Here is a 14,436-nt window from a genome sequence, read left to right on the forward strand (position 1 = left end):
TGTGTCTATCCTTTTTTTAAGAAAAAGAGGCAAGGGGTGCAACATATTGGAAGGAATAATACCATTGTACAAGCCTGCTGGCATGACTTCACATGATTGTGTATTTCGGCTTAGAAAACTCTTGCGGACAAAAAAAGTCGGACATACAGGAACCCTCGATCCAGATGTTACAGGAGTGCTGCCAATCTGTATTGGAAGAGCAACAAAGGTCGCGGAATATATCACTGATGCAGGAAAGAGCTACATAGGGGAAGTTACCATCGGCTATGCTACTGCAACTGAGGATGGTTCAGGAGAAACCATCGAAGAGAAGCATGTTGATCGCCCTATCACCCGGGAGGAAATACTTGGCGTGCTAAATAGTTTAACCGGAGAAATAATACAAACGCCGCCAATGTATTCCGCTGTTAAAGTGAACGGTAAGCGATTGTATGAATATGCTCGCCAAGGATTGGTTATCGATAGACCTTCAAGAACTGTCGATATATATTCGATGGAATTGTTGGATGACAGAATGATTTTTGAAGGAAACAATATATCATTCCGTTTCAAGGTTTCCTGCAGCAAAGGTACATATATTAGGACTCTTGCTGTTACAATAGGACAGAAGCTTGGCTATCCTGCGCATATGTCTTACCTGCAAAGAGTGAAGTCTGCTGTATTCAGTTTAGAGGACTGTTATACTTTCTCTGATATCGAAGAAGCAGTAGAACGAGGGAGTGTAGAAGATCTATTGCGTTCAATGGAGGAGGCAGTCCTCCATTTGCCGAAATTATCGATAAATGATACAGTAGCAGAGAAAGTCAAGAATGGATCCCAACTCGCAATTCCTTCGTACTTAATGGAAGAAGAAGGGCCAATTGCAGTATGCACGGAAGAGGGACTACTTCTGGCAATCTACTGCAAGCACCCTGTTAAACCAGGATTGCTGAAACCTGACAAAGTGCTTAGAATAGCGCCGCAGTAAATTCATGGATCAATAGAAAAGGTGAATGGTAACATGGAATATATTAAGCTGAAACATCCGCACCACTTCAAAAAGAAAGAGTTCCCGCCACTTTCCATGGCGTTAGGTTTCTTCGACGGAGTTCATCTTGGGCATAGGCATGTGATTCTCGAAGCGAAAAAAACAGCCGCTGCTGATGGAACAAAAAGTGCCGTAATGACATTCGATCCCCATCCTTCTGTTGTTTTGGGAAAGAGTGTACAGCATGTAGAATATATTACGTCAATCGAAGACAAGATTTCGCTTGTAAAAGAAATGGGGATCGACTACTTATTTGTCGTTCATTTTACTAGAGCGTTTTCCGAGCTTTTGCCCCAGGAGTTCATTGATCAGTATGTGATCGGTTTGAATGTCCGTACGATGATTGCTGGCTTCGACTATACCTATGGGAAAATGGGCAGGGGAACAATGGAAACGCTCCCTTTTCATTCAAGGGGAATGTTTGAAAATAAAGTTGTTTCAAAGTTTACTGTGGAAGGTGAGAAGGTTAGCTCTACTCGTATCAGGGCAGCTATAAGGGAAGGAAGACTGGAAGAACTCCCCGCGCTTCTTGGGCGACGGTACACGACAAGCGGAACGGTCATCCATGGGGATAAACGGGGTGGAACTTCACTTGGTTTTCCAACTGCTAACGTTAATATTGATGACTATATCCCCCCTGCAACAGGTGTTTATTCTGTTAGGATAAAGGTGAAAGGGATATGGTGTAAAGGTGTCTGCAATATCGGTTACCGTCCAACCTTCAAGGAACGGCTGGAACCCAAGCCATCGGTGGAAGTGCATATATTTGATTTCAATGATGATATTTATGGTGAATATGTTGCCGTTGAATGGCATACCCGTATTCGGGGAGAGAGAAAGTTTGCCGGTATCAATGAGCTTGTATTACAAATTGAAAAAGATAAGCAAGAAGCAAGGGGATACTTTGAAAATCAGCAGAGTTAAGCTTGCATTTTAAGATCAAAAGATGTATTCTTATAAACGTACCAAAAATGAACCTTTGCTTGGCAAGTCGAGTCACCGACGCTTGCTAGGTAACAGGGGATCTATTTTTTAGGAGGTGGAACGGATGGCAATCTCTAAAGAACGTAAAAACGAGATCATCGCTGACTTCAGAACACATGAAGGCGATACTGGATCTCCAGAAGTTCAAATCGCTGTCCTTACGGAAGAAATCAACACATTGAACGGTCATTTGCGCGTTCATAAGAAAGACCATCATTCACGTCGTGGTCTTTTGAAAATGGTAGGTAAGCGTCGTAATCTTTTGACTTACCTTCGTAACAAAGACGTAACACGTTACCGTGATCTGATCAACCGTCTTGGTCTACGTCGATAGTCTACAGAAGCGGGATTTTTCCCGCTTTTTTATTAGGCAATTTTTCAAGGTAGTTTTTTCCGGATTGATCGGGGATTTCATCCTTTTCGATTACATATTGATAAAACTTGTAGATAATGTGCTTTCTGTACATAATATAGCTGTACCGTAAGCAACTTTGATATATAGGACAAGACCTATTGTAGGTTTTTATTCGCCATTGCAAGGTATATTGATAAGAAACAGCAATTGCTGCAGACATACATGGACTGCCATATGTAAATCGCATGGTGATAATCCTTGCGAAAAATAAGTACGAGTGATTAGAGAGGGGCTTAATGCATGGAACAAGAGAAGCAACAGTTTTCATTTGACTGGTCCGGCAGACCGCTGACAGTTGAAGTTGGCCAGCTGGCTAAACAGGCCAATGGCGCAGTTTTGGTACGCTATGGAGATACAGTGGTGCTAAGTACAGCCACGGCATCGAAAGAACCGAAGAACCTCGACTTTTTTCCATTGACTGTAAACTATGAAGAACGCTTGTATGCGGTCGGGAAAATCCCTGGCGGTTTCATTAAGAGGGAAGGACGCCCAAGCGAGAAAGCAATCCTCGCAAGCCGGCTGATTGACAGACCGATTCGTCCTTTGTTCGCTGATGGTTTCCGAAACGATGTCCAGGTTATTTCGATTGTGATGAGTGTCGATCAGGATTGTCCGTCAGAAATGGCTGCAATGCTTGGTTCATCCCTTGCACTCAGCGTGTCCGACATTCCATTTGAAGGTCCGATTGCAGGAGTCATCGTTGGTAGAGTGGATGGAAAATTTGTCATCAATCCAACCGTTGACCAAGCAGAGAAGAGCGACATGCACCTTGCTGTAGCTGGTACGATGGATGCCATTAATATGGTTGAGGCAGGAGCAGAGGAAGTCCCGGAAGAAGTCATGCTGGAAGCAATTATGTTCGGCCATGATGAAATCAAAAAGTTAATCGCATTCCAACAAGAAATCGTTGAAAAGGTTGGAAAAGAAAAGCGCGAAATTACTCTTTTTGAACTTGATGCAGAGCTTGAAGCAGAAGTAAGGGAAATGTGCGAGCAAGAAATGATTGCCGCCATTCAAGTGCAGGAAAAACATGCGCGCGAAGATGCTATTAAACAAGTGAAAGATGCTGTTTTAGAAAAGTATTCAGAGCAGGAAGCAGATGAGTCTGATCTAAAACAGGTCAAACAAATTTTAGATAAGATAGTTAAAGGCGAAGTACGCCGTCTCATCACGGAAGAAAAAGTTCGTCCAGATGGGCGTGGCGCTGACGAAATCCGTCCGCTCTCATCCCAGGTTGGCTTGCTTCCACGGACTCATGGATCAGGTCTCTTTACAAGGGGACAAACACAAGCACTCAGCATTTGTACATTAGGTGCCATGGGTGATGTCCAGATTCTTGATGGGCTTGGACTAGAAGAAGAAAAGCGATTTATGCACCATTATAATTTCCCGCTATTCAGCGTGGGTGAAACCGGTCCAATCCGCGGACCGGGCAGGAGGGAAATTGGCCATGGAGCGCTTGGAGAACGTGCGCTTGAACAGGTAATTCCTTCTGAAAAAGATTTCCCTTATACTATTCGCCTTGTTTCAGAGGTACTGGAGTCTAACGGTTCCACTTCCCAAGCAAGTATTTGCGCAAGCACTTTAGCATTAATGGATGCAGGGGTACCATTGAAAGCTCCTGTAGCAGGTATCGCAATGGGTCTTGTGAAATCCGGAGAGCATTACACGATACTGACGGATATTCAAGGAATGGAAGATCATTTGGGAGATATGGATTTCAAGGTTGCTGGAACAGCCAAAGGCGTAACAGCATTGCAAATGGATATCAAAATTGAGGGTCTTTCCCGTGAAATTCTTGAGGAAGCACTCCAGCAGGCGAAAAAGGGAAGAATGCAAATCCTTGAATCCATGCTGAATACTTTGGCTGAACCAAGGAAATCACTTTCTAAATACGCTCCTAAAATCATGACGATGACGATTAATCCAGATAAGATTCGCGATGTCATTGGACCTAGCGGTAAGCAAATCAACAAGATTATCGAGGAAACAGGCGTCAAGATTGACATTGAGCAGAACGGTACGGTCTTTATTGCATCAGTTGACGAAGAAATGAATCAAAAAGCTAAGTCCATCATTGAAGATATCGTGCGTGAAGTCGAAGTTGGACAAATGTACTTAGGAAAAGTGAAGCGAATTGAAAAATTTGGTGCATTTGTAGAGATTTTTAACGGTAAAGATGGTCTTGTCCATATTTCAGAACTTGCGGAAGAACGCGTAGGTAAAGTAGAAGATGTGTTGAAGCTCGGAGATGAAATTCTCGTCAAGGTAACGGAAATCGATAGACAAGGTCGTGTCAACTTGTCCCGTAAAGCAGTCCTCAAAGAACAAAGAGAGAAATCCGAGCAGGCTGAGAAATAGTATTAAGAAAACCAGGGGAAACCCTGGTTTTTTAATAAATGGAACTAATTTTTCCGGCTCCTGTTCTACCTTGTCCTCTCCCTTCATACTTTTTAGGGAAGGGGGAAGGTGTATGCGAAAATTATGGTTGGTTCCCATCATCATACTGGGAATGATGCTAGTTAACAATACATACTCTGAATTTTATCTGGCAAAACTAAAAAGTGATAGTATACCGGTTTCTATGCATGAAAATGGGCTGCTCAGGGAAATAGAAATAAAAGCATCTTCCTTTGAGACAAATGCCTCCGATGCAAGGATTGATCCGGTGTGGAAAGCAATTCCTGGTTATAATGGGTTAAAAGTGAATATAAAGGAATCTTATCAAAGGATGAAAAAGGACGGAGAGTTTTCGGAGGATAAATTAGTTTTGGAACAAACTAGTCCAAAAGTACACTTGAGCGAGCTTCCGCCATCACCCGTCTACAAAGGCCATCCTGATAAACCAATGGTTGCCTTTGTCATTAACGTTGCATGGGGTAATGAATACTTGTCAGAAATGCTCGCAACCCTTAAAAAGCATCGCATGAAAGCTTCTTTTTTTATGGAAGGCCGTTGGGTTAAGAATAATCCAAAGCTTGCAAAGATGATTGCAGAAGAGGGCCATGAGATCGGCAATCATTCGTTTTCTCATCCTAAAATGGAAAAGCTATCTGGGGCAGAAGCCAATGAAGAAATCAGTAAGACTAACGCAATTATCGAGACGACGACCGGGGTACAGGTTAAATGGTTTTCCCCTCCAAGCGGAGGCTATCGCGATGAGACGGTGAAAATCGCTGCAGCAAATGGACTTGGTACCATCATGTGGAGCGTAGATACAATCGACTGGCAAAAGCCCACAAGCGATACGTTGATCAGGAGAGTGACAACAAAGGTGCATAATGGGGCGATAATCCTAATGCATCCAACAAAGTCTACTGCAGATTCACTCGATCGGTTAATTGAAGAACTGAATAAAAGGGAATTACATGTTGGTACAATATCGGAATTGTTGAGTGAGGATCGAGTAATGAAGAAAATGTCGAAAAAATAATCTTCTGTTTGGAAAAAGCCTCCGAAATGAAATATACTATTTTAATGCAGGAGTAGTTTTTGCAGCAGGTTCCAGAGGAGGAATTTATTTGATTAAAAAATATACTTGTCAAAATGGTGTTAGAATCATACTAGAACAAATTCCGACAGTTCGGTCAGTTGCAATCGGTATCTGGATAGGAACTGGTTCAAGGAATGAACACCAGATGAACAACGGAATTTCCCACTTCCTTGAGCATATGTTCTTCAAAGGAACAAAAACAAGGTCCGCACGGGAAATAGCAGAATCCTTTGACAGTATTGGAGGACAGGTGAATGCTTTCACGTCAAAAGAATACACCTGCTATTATGCAAAGGTTCTTGATAATCATGCCAATTATGCGCTTGATGTGCTAGCTGATATGTTCTTTCATTCTACATTTGAAGAGGAAGAGCTTGCAAAAGAGAAAAATGTCGTATATGAAGAAATCAAGATGTATGAAGATACACCTGACGACATTGTTCATGATTTGCTAGGTAAAGCGATTTACAAAGATCATTCCCTCGGATATCCGATTCTTGGCACAGAAGTAACGCTTGAAACCTTTACAGGCGATACACTAAACGAGTACATGCATGACACGTACACGCCTGAAAATGTAGTAATTTCCATTGCGGGGAATGTACCTGAAACATTTATAGCGGAAGCGGAAAAGCTGTTTGGTTCGTACGAGGGTGGAAAAGGTCACGAAGTACAGCTTGCACCCTCCTTCCATTCAGATAGGATTTCCAGAAAGAAGGAAACCGAACAGGCACATCTCTGTCTTGGTTTTGAGGGTTTGCGAATCGGACACAAGGACATTTACAGCCTGATTGTCTTGAATAATATTCTTGGGGGCAGCATGAGCAGCAGACTATTCCAAGAAGTGCGGGAGCAAAGGGGATTGGCTTATTCGGTATTTTCTTATCACTCTGCATACCTCGACAGCGGGGTGGTTACTTTATATGGAGGGACTGGAGCAAAGCAGCTAGACGTTCTATATGGGACCATCCAAGAAACGCTCTCTAAGCTCAAGCTAGATGGAATTACCGATAAGGAATTAAACAACAGTAAAGAGCAATTGAAGGGGAGCCTAATGCTGAGTCTTGAGAGTACCAATAGCAGAATGAGCAGAAACGGAAAGAATGAACTGTTGCTTGGACGTCACCGTTCATTGGATGAGATTGTGGAACAGATTGATCAGGTTTCGAAGATGAGTGTCAATCAACTTGCTGCGTCTATCTTTACAGATAACTATTCTGTATCTGTGATTAGTCCGGACGGAGAACTCCCAAAAATATAAAAGGAAAAGGCCTGCATTCGCAGGCTTTTTTGCATGCTGGGCCAATCTTTAACATATATTGAGAGTACAGGAGGGGTCCCAATGAGATTGAGTGAACTTGGGGGTAAAGAAATTGTAGATGTCAAAAAGGCGGAGAGGCTAGGTATTCTCGGTCAAACAGATCTTGAGATTGATGAGCGGACGGGACAGGTAATGGCATTAGTGATACCGTCCGTTAAGTGGTTCGGCTTGAAGCGAGAGGGAAATGAGCTTAAAGTGCCATGGAAGCATATCAAGAAAATCGGTACAGACATTGTTATACTCGATATCCCAGAAGATTAGAGGAGTGCCTTCCACGAGGAGCACTTCTCTTTTTTATTCTCCATAGTCGTAATTCACCACCATGCTTTATTTTACATATCATGTTGGAGTAAATATCATTTTAATTCCTGTTCAATTATTGGAAAGAAGGTGAATGTACCGATGCTGACAGGAATGCAAATCGCTGTCATTGGCGGGGATGCAAGACAGCTGGAGATTATCAGAAAGTTGACTGAACTGGATGCGAAGCTGTCGCTCATTGGATTCGAGCAACTGGAACATGCATTTACGGGAGCTGCAAAGGAAAAGGTAGAGGAATTGGATTTTTCTGCACAGGATGCTTTGATTCTTCCTGTGCCAGGAACCAGCTTAGAAGGGCAGGTCGAAACAATCTTCTCCAGCGAAAAGGTAGTTGTTACGCAAGAGATGGTAGAGAAAACTCCGCCACATTGCATTATTTACTCGGGAATCAGCAATGCTTATTTGACCGGTATTACTCAGCAGGCCAAAAGGCAACTGGTTCTTCTCTTCGAACGGGATGATGTTGCGATATATAATTCGATTCCGACAGTAGAAGGGACTATCATGATGGCAATTCAGCATACAGATTTCACCATTCATGGTTCAAGAGTCGCCGTCCTTGGTCTTGGGCGTGTGGGAGTGAGCGTTGCCCGCACTTTCCATGCTCTGGGCGCAAAAGTGAGTGTTGGAGCAAGGAAGAGCGAGCATCTTGCAAGGATAACAGAAATGTCTCTCAGGCCATTCCGTCTTGACGATCTTCCGATTATTGTAAGGGATATGGATATTATAATTAATACTATCCCACATCCTGTTGTAACAGCCTCTGTTATCTCAAAAATGCCTTCCCATACACTAATTATCGATCTTGCATCGAAACCTGGCGGAACAGATTTTAGGTATGCAGAAAAAAGGGGAGTAAAAGCTCTCCTTGCACCTGGCCTTCCTGGTATTGTGGCACCCAAAACTGCCGGCAAAATACTTGCGAATGTACTCGCTCAACTAATTGGGGAAGAATTTAGCCTGAGAAAGGGGAATGGCTGATGAGCCTTAGTGGAAAAAGAATTGGTTTTGGGCTGACAGGATCCCATTGCACATATGAAGCTGTATACCCGGAAATTGAAAAACTGGTGAATGCAGGAGCGGATGTAGTACCTGTCGTGACAAAAACCGTTCGAAAGACGGATACACGCTTTGGAAAAGGGGAAGAATGGGTTGAAAAAATTGAAGCCCTGACAGGAAAAAAAGTAATCGATACTATCGTTATGGCGGAGCCGCTAGGTCCCAAAATGCCATTGGACTGTATGATTATCGCACCAATGACGGGTGTTTCAATGAGTAAGTTTGCCAACGCGATGAATGACTCGCCTGTATTAATGGCTGCAAAAGCGACGCTCCGGAACTTAAAGCCAATTGTTCTCGGCATTTCAACAAATGATGCTCTCGGATTGAACGGTGTAAACTTGATGAAACTCATGTCGACAAAAAATATTTATTTTATCCCGTTTGGCCAAGATGACCCAGTTAAAAAGCCTAATAGTATGGTAGCGAAAATGGAGTTACTTAGTGATACTGTCATTTGTGCAATAGGTGGAGAGCAGATTCAGCCGGTGATTAGAGAGTATTTGTAGCAATAAGAGAAACATTTTCTTGAACAAGTAGAATCATTGGAAATCTGTGTGACATATTATTCCTTTTATCGACCAAAGTATGAAAATGGTTCTTTCCTTCATCAATGAATATGATAAAATAAATGATACTATGAATCGGCAGATTGTTTAGGCACTTTACTATCTGCCGTTTGATACTTAAAGAAAATCGGTTTTACGGATTACAAATCCATATTGGAAGGGGAAAGAAACCATGCTTCTAGAGAAAGGATTTCATGTAGCTGTAGTTGGTGCAACTGGAGCGGTTGGGCAACAAATGATGAAAACGCTTGAGGAAAGGGATTTTCCAATTTCTAAATTGACGCTGCTATCCTCTGCTCGTTCTGCCGGAAGCACTGCGGTCTTTAAAGGCGAAAAAATCACCATTCACGAGGCAAAACCTGAAAGCTTCGAAGGTGTGCAAATCGCATTGTTCAGTGCCGGGGGGAGCGTTTCAAAAGAATTAGCTCCGGAGGCTGTCAAGCGTGGCGCCATTGTTGTTGATAATACTAGCGCGTTCAGAATGGATGAGAACGTTCCGCTGGTTGTTCCAGAGGTGAATGAGAAAGACTTAGAAAACCATAACGGTATCATTGCTAACCCAAACTGTTCCACCATTCAGATGGTTGTTGCCCTTCAGCCGTTCCGCCAGAAATATGGCCTTGAAAAAGTGATTGTCTCGACCTACCAGGCGGTTTCGGGAGCGGGTGCTGCAGCAGTTGAAGAGCTGAACAGGCAGACAAAGGTGATTTTGGAGGGAGAAGAGGCTAATCCATCTATCCTTCCTGTCAAATCTGCAGATAAGCACTACCAAATTGCTTTTAATGCCATTCCACAAATAGATGTATTCCAAGAAAATGGCTTTACTTTTGAAGAGATGAAAATGATCAATGAAACAAAGAAGATTATGCATATGCCATCACTTCAGGTTGCTGCTACATGCGTGCGCCTTCCAATCGCGACTGGCCATTCAGAATCAGTTTATTTTGAAACGGAAAAAGCAGGTGTTACAGTCGAAGAAGCAAAAGAGTTGATGAAAAATGCTCCGGGTGTCATTTTAGAGGATGATCCTTCTCAGCAAATTTATCCAATGCCTGCAAATTGTGTCGGAAAGAGCGACGTATTTGTTGGAAGGATTCGCAAGGATCTTGATAACGAAAAAGGCTTTCATCTGTGGGTTGTATCCGATAACCTGTTGAAGGGTGCAGCTTGGAATTCAGTCCAGATTGCTGAAGGCCTCGTAAAATTGGGTCTTGTAAAATAATTTAATGTAATTGCAGGATAGAGATAACCAGGGGTGGTACTACGATGAAAATCATTGTTCAAAAATTTGGCGGAACTTCTGTCAGGGATGACGATAGCAGGGCACATGCCATAAAGCATATCAAACAGGCAATATCTCAAGGGTATAAAGCGGTGGTGGTCGTGTCCGCCATGGGACGTAAAGGGGAGCCTTATGCAACTGACACACTGCTCAGCCTTGTGGGCGGCAGTGAAAATGAGTTGAGCAAACGGGAGCATGATCTCCTTCTATCTTGCGGGGAGACTATTTCGAGCGTCGTTTTTACAAACAAACTTTTGGAACACGGTATTAGCGCCAGGGCTTTGACAGGAGCACAAGCAGGCTTCAGGACCAATAAGGATCATACAAACGCAAAAATCATTGATATGAAAGTCGATCGGTTATTACAGGAATTAGAAAGCGTTGACGCTGTAGTCGTAGCTGGGTTCCAAGGAATAGCATCCAACGGGGACATTACGACAATCGGTCGCGGTGGAAGTGATACATCTGCCGCCGCGCTTGGCGCTGCATTAAATGCGGAATGGATAGATATCTTTACAGATGTGGAAGGCATCATGACAGCAGATCCTAGAATAGCAGAAAATGCCCGTCCGCTTTCAATTGTTACCTACACTGAAGTGTGCAATATGGCATATCAGGGTGCAAAAGTTATTCACCCAAGGGCTGTAGAAATTGCCATGCAGTCTAAGGTTCCTATTCGCATCCGATCAACGTATTCTGACTCCAACGGGACACTTGTGACTTCCCTTAGCAGGAACAGCAAGGGAAGCGACATACGGGAACGCCTTGTAACAGGGATCGCCCATATGGCAAAGGTCACTCAGATAAAAGTTGAGGCGAAGAAAGATCAGTATAACTTGCAGTCAGAAGTCTTTAAGGCGATGGCAAATGATGAAATCAGCGTTGATTTTATCAACATTTCTCCTAACGCTGTAGTCTATACGGTCCTAAACGAAATGGCTGAAAAAGCAAAAGGGATTTTGGAAAAACTAGGGTATTCGCCGCAATTGGAATGGGATTGCGCAAAAGTTTCCGTTGTCGGAGGCGGAATAGCAGGCGTTCCCGGTGTTGCATCCAAAATTGTTACCGCACTGTCGGAGAAGGGGATCAGGATTCTCCAATCAGCTGACAGTCATACAACTATTTGGGTTCTAGTGAAAGAAAAAGACCTCGTAACAGCTGTCAATGCATTACATGATGCTTTTGAATTGGAAAAAGAACAGCAGGAAATGCTGCAGGATTGATAAAAAGGAGTGGGAAACATGGTCCATTTCGGACGGATTGCGACCGCAATGGTAACACCGTTTGACAAAAACGGGCATATTGATTTTGCAAAAACAACGAAGCTAGTAAATCACTTAATAGAAAATGGTACGGACTGTCTTGTCGTTGCTGGCACGACAGGAGAATCCCCAACCCTTTCAAAAGAAGAAAAGATTGCATTATTCCAACATGTTGTAAAAGTGGCTGGTAAGAGAGTACCAGTCATTGCGGGTACTGGATCTAACAATACTTATGCTACAGTAGAACTGACAAAAAAAGCGGAAGAAATAGGCGTCGATGGAATCATGATTGTCGCCCCATATTATAATAAACCAAACCAGGAAGGCATCTATCAGCATTTTAAGGTGATTGCAGAAAACACAAGCTTACCTTTGATGATTTATAATATTCCAGGACGTTCTTCCGTTAATATCATGCCCGAAACGATAATCAGATTATCAGAAATCCCTAACATTGTAGCTGTTAAAGAAGCAAGCGGGGATTTGAACGCAATGACAAAGATTATTGCAGAGACACCAGAAGACTTTGTTCTTTATAGCGGTGATGATGGACTGACCCTTCCGACTCTTTCCATCGGAGGTGTGGGGGTAGTTTCCGTAGCCTCCCATATCATTGGTAATGAAATGCAGGAAATGGTAGAAGCATTCTTTTCAGGAAAGATACAGAAGGCTGCTAGGATGCACGGAAAACTGCTTCCTACTATGCAAGGATTGTTTGCAGCCCCAAGTCCAGTCCCTGTAAAAACAGCGCTTCAGTTGAAAGGCCTCGATGTTGGTACCGTGAGACTGCCTTTGGTTCCCTTAACAGAAGAGGAGAGAAAAACGCTTGTAGAATTAATTGCGGAGTAAATTGTTAACCGGCCATTCCTAGCTGAATGGCCGGTTCTTTTCTATATTTTATCTGACTCGATTCTACTAAGTCCCATGCTTCTAGTTGTCATGTTTTTCCGTTATCAAGTATAATAGCTATAATTGGTCAATGGTCGGCCCATTTTGATTTAGGAGGAAGTATAATTTGAATAAGACTAATGAATGTATTAAAATAATCCCGCTAGGGGGAGTTGGGGAACTCGGTAAAAATATGTATGTCACAGAAGTGGATGATGACTTGTTCATTATTGATGCAGGACTTATGTTTCCTGAAAATGAAATGTTGGGAATCGATATTGTAATTCCGGATATGACATATTTGAAGGAGAACAGGGAGCGGGTTACTGCTGTTTTTCTTACTCATGGTCATGAAGACCATATCGGTGCATTAAGCTATTTACTGAGGGAAATCCAGGTTCCTGTCTACGGCACGAGACTTACCATTGCAATAGCAAAAGCGAAGCTAAAAGAACAAGAGTATTACGGGCCTGCAGATTTTAGAGTAATAGATTCGGAAACCGTTCTTGATTTCAACTCTTCTTCTGTTTCTTTCTTTCGTACAAACCACAGTATTCCAGACTCAGTTGGAATTACAATTCATACATCACAAGGCGCTATCGTGCACACAGGCGATTTCAAATTTGATCAGGCAGCTTCCAAAATGTACAAGCCAGAAATCGGAAAAATGGCTAAAATAGGAGAGGAAGGGGTGCTTTGTCTCCTTTCTGACAGCATGGAAGCAGAAAAACCTGGCTATACTGCCTCGGAAGCTACGATGGCAAAAGAGCTGAACAGCGTTTTCTTGCATGCAAAAGGTAGAGTCATTGCAGCATGTTTTGCATCGGATTTAATCCGCATCCAGCATGTATTTGATAGCGCGCGTGATAGCGGCCGAAAAGTGGCGGTTGTTGGTAAAAGCCTAAAAAAGATTTACGATCTAGTTATTGAACTAGGCTATTTAGAAGTAGATGAAGATATTTTGATTTCCGTACCAGATATTAAAAAATACCCTGGGGATGAAGTGGTCGTTCTAGCGACAGGCCACCAGGGTGAGCCGGTGGAAGTACTGCAAAAGATGGCAAGGCAAAGCCATCCGCAAGTGAACATCGTTGAGGGTGATACGGTGATCATTACTGCATCTCCTATTGGGACCAATGAACTTCTTGTCAATAAAACGGTTGATATGCTTGAACGAGCAGGGGCTAACGTATTCGCTGGGAAAAGGGCGCTTCATGTCTCGAGTCACGGAAGCCAAGAAGAATTGAAATTCATGCTCAATTTGATGAATCCTCAATTCTTTATTCCAGTTCATGGTGAATATAAGATGCTGAAAGCCCACAGCCAAATCGCGATCGAGTGTGGAATACCGAGGGAAAAAATCCATATTCCTGACCGCGGCGATATCATTACATTTGAAAAGGGGAAGGTTCGTTCCACTGAAAAAGTGACAGCAGGCAACGTACTTATTGATGGAATCGGTGTAGGCGATGTAGGGAACATCGTTTTGCGCGATAGGAGGCTATTGTCTCAGGATGGAATTTTAATTGTTGTTGTGACACTTAATAAAGCCGAGAGAAAAATAGCGGCGGGGCCAGAAATTATTTCACGCGGGTTTGTGTATGTCCGTGAGTCGGAAAAGCTGATGGAGGATTCTGCTATCATTGTGAGAGATATCGTGGAAAAAGTAATTGCAAGGCCTTCCTTCGACTGGGCAGGATTAAAACAGGATATGAGGGATGCGCTTAGCCAGCATCTCTATGAAAAAACAAAGCGCAGGCCAATGATTATGCCGATTCTAATGGAAGTCTAACAGAGATAGCTGCAGGAAAATCC

13 protein-coding genes are annotated in these 14,436 nt (G+C 43.0%); all 13 read left to right on the forward strand.

Annotated elements, in window-relative coordinates; translation table 11 throughout:
* The first annotated feature begins 46 nt into the window (after positions 1–46).
* The gene (truB, locus tag BQ5796_RS06425; RefSeq protein WP_071459485.1) at positions 47–967 is read left to right on the forward strand and encodes a tRNA pseudouridine(55) synthase TruB; all 921 of its coding nucleotides are present in this window, start codon (positions 47–49) and stop codon (positions 965–967) included.
* 33 nt (positions 968–1,000) lie between these two features.
* The gene (ribF, locus tag BQ5796_RS06430; protein ID WP_071459486.1) at positions 1,001–1,951 is read left to right on the forward strand and encodes a bifunctional riboflavin kinase/FAD synthetase; all 951 of its coding nucleotides are present in this window, start codon (positions 1,001–1,003) and stop codon (positions 1,949–1,951) included.
* A gap of 124 nt (positions 1,952–2,075) precedes the next feature.
* On the forward strand, positions 2,076–2,345 hold the full coding sequence (rpsO, locus tag BQ5796_RS06435; RefSeq protein WP_071459487.1) for a 30S ribosomal protein S15: 270 nt from the start codon (positions 2,076–2,078) through the stop codon (positions 2,343–2,345).
* Positions 2,346–2,666: 321 nt separating this feature from the next.
* Positions 2,667–4,787, forward strand: coding sequence for a polyribonucleotide nucleotidyltransferase (gene pnp, locus BQ5796_RS06445; protein WP_071459489.1), 2,121 nt, complete (start codon positions 2,667–2,669; stop codon positions 4,785–4,787).
* A 112-nt stretch (positions 4,788–4,899) separates the two neighbouring features.
* Positions 4,900–5,859: a polysaccharide deacetylase family protein gene (locus BQ5796_RS06450; protein WP_071459490.1), complete on the forward strand. Its 960-nt coding sequence runs from the start codon at positions 4,900–4,902 to the stop codon at positions 5,857–5,859.
* A gap of 88 nt (positions 5,860–5,947) precedes the next feature.
* The gene (locus BQ5796_RS06455; RefSeq protein ID WP_071459491.1) at positions 5,948–7,180 is read left to right on the forward strand and encodes a M16 family metallopeptidase; all 1,233 of its coding nucleotides are present in this window, start codon (positions 5,948–5,950) and stop codon (positions 7,178–7,180) included.
* An 81-nt stretch (positions 7,181–7,261) separates the two neighbouring features.
* Complete coding sequence (locus BQ5796_RS06460; RefSeq protein ID WP_071459492.1) at positions 7,262–7,501, forward strand: YlmC/YmxH family sporulation protein; 240 nt, start codon at positions 7,262–7,264, stop codon at positions 7,499–7,501.
* Positions 7,502–7,642: 141 nt separating this feature from the next.
* Positions 7,643–8,542: a dipicolinic acid synthetase subunit A gene (gene dpaA, locus BQ5796_RS06465; RefSeq protein WP_071459493.1), complete on the forward strand. Its 900-nt coding sequence runs from the start codon at positions 7,643–7,645 to the stop codon at positions 8,540–8,542.
* On the forward strand, positions 8,542–9,129 hold the full coding sequence (gene dpaB, locus BQ5796_RS06470; RefSeq protein ID WP_071459494.1) for a dipicolinate synthase subunit B: 588 nt from the start codon (positions 8,542–8,544) through the stop codon (positions 9,127–9,129). The genes dpaA and dpaB overlap by 1 nt, the downstream gene beginning before the upstream one ends.
* Positions 9,130–9,361: 232 nt before the next feature.
* Positions 9,362–10,411, forward strand: coding sequence for an aspartate-semialdehyde dehydrogenase (gene asd, locus BQ5796_RS06475; RefSeq protein WP_071459495.1), 1,050 nt, complete (start codon positions 9,362–9,364; stop codon positions 10,409–10,411).
* Positions 10,412–10,455: 44 nt separating this feature from the next.
* Positions 10,456–11,694: an aspartate kinase gene (dapG, locus tag BQ5796_RS06480; RefSeq protein WP_071459496.1), complete on the forward strand. Its 1,239-nt coding sequence runs from the start codon at positions 10,456–10,458 to the stop codon at positions 11,692–11,694.
* Between the two features lie 18 nt (positions 11,695–11,712).
* Positions 11,713–12,582, forward strand: coding sequence for a 4-hydroxy-tetrahydrodipicolinate synthase (gene dapA / locus BQ5796_RS06485; RefSeq protein ID WP_071459497.1), 870 nt, complete (start codon positions 11,713–11,715; stop codon positions 12,580–12,582).
* Positions 12,583–12,748: 166 nt separating this feature from the next.
* A complete protein-coding gene (locus BQ5796_RS06490) occupies positions 12,749–14,413 on the forward strand; it encodes a ribonuclease J (protein ID WP_071459498.1) in 1,665 nt (554 codons plus the stop codon).
* The last annotated feature ends 23 nt before the right edge of the window (positions 14,414–14,436 follow it).

Origin of the sequence: Bacillus massilinigeriensis, assembly GCF_900111815.1 — a bacterium.
Lineage (GTDB): Bacteria > Bacillota > Bacilli > Bacillales > Cytobacillaceae > Mesobacillus_C > Mesobacillus_C mediterraneensis.

Bases quoted from the DNA above. Each gene is read 5' to 3' on its own strand.
- pnp (WP_071459489.1), top strand. From the start codon at position 2,667: ATGGAACAAGAGAAGCAACAGTTTTCATTTGACTGGTCCGGCAGACCG.
- dapA (WP_071459497.1), top strand. From the start codon at position 11,713: ATGGTCCATTTCGGACGGATTGCGACCGCAATGGTAACACCGTTTGAC.
- ribF (WP_071459486.1), top strand. From the start codon at position 1,001: ATGGAATATATTAAGCTGAAACATCCGCACCACTTCAAAAAGAAAGAG.
- dpaB (WP_071459494.1), top strand. From the start codon at position 8,542: ATGAGCCTTAGTGGAAAAAGAATTGGTTTTGGGCTGACAGGATCCCAT.
- rpsO (WP_071459487.1), top strand. From the start codon at position 2,076: ATGGCAATCTCTAAAGAACGTAAAAACGAGATCATCGCTGACTTCAGA.
- BQ5796_RS06450 (WP_071459490.1), top strand. From the start codon at position 4,900: ATGCGAAAATTATGGTTGGTTCCCATCATCATACTGGGAATGATGCTA.
- dpaA (WP_071459493.1), top strand. From the start codon at position 7,643: ATGCTGACAGGAATGCAAATCGCTGTCATTGGCGGGGATGCAAGACAG.
- BQ5796_RS06460 (WP_071459492.1), top strand. From the start codon at position 7,262: ATGAGATTGAGTGAACTTGGGGGTAAAGAAATTGTAGATGTCAAAAAG.
- asd (WP_071459495.1), top strand. From the start codon at position 9,362: ATGCTTCTAGAGAAAGGATTTCATGTAGCTGTAGTTGGTGCAACTGGA.
- dapG (WP_071459496.1), top strand. From the start codon at position 10,456: ATGAAAATCATTGTTCAAAAATTTGGCGGAACTTCTGTCAGGGATGAC.